The organism is Paraburkholderia sp. BR10923, from assembly GCF_040948765.1.
In the GTDB taxonomy this organism is placed as follows: domain Bacteria; phylum Pseudomonadota; class Gammaproteobacteria; order Burkholderiales; family Burkholderiaceae; genus Paraburkholderia; species Paraburkholderia youngii.
Genome location: NZ_JBFPKO010000220.1, coordinates 1 through 255, shown reverse-complemented (window position 1 = coordinate 255; position 255 = coordinate 1). Strand labels below are relative to the sequence as shown.

1 rRNA gene is annotated in these 255 nt (G+C 59.2%); it reads left to right on the top strand.

Features of this window, described 5'->3' with window-relative positions:
- Positions 1–255 (top strand): 16S ribosomal RNA (locus AB3X94_RS42195); the annotation flags it as partial.

Here is a 255-nt window from a genome sequence, read left to right as displayed (position 1 = left end):
ATGCAAGTCGAACGGCAGCACGGACTTCGGTCTGGTGGCGAGTGGCGAACGGGTGAGTAATACATCGGAACGTGTCCTGGAGTGGGGGATAGCCCGGCGAAAGCCGGATTAATACCGCATACGCTCTATGGAGGAAAGCGGGGGATCGCAAGACCTCGCGCTCAAGGGGCGGCCGATGGCAGATTAGGTAGTTGGTGGGGTAAAGGCCTACCAAGCCGACGATCTGTAGCTGGTCTGAGAGGACGACCAGCCACA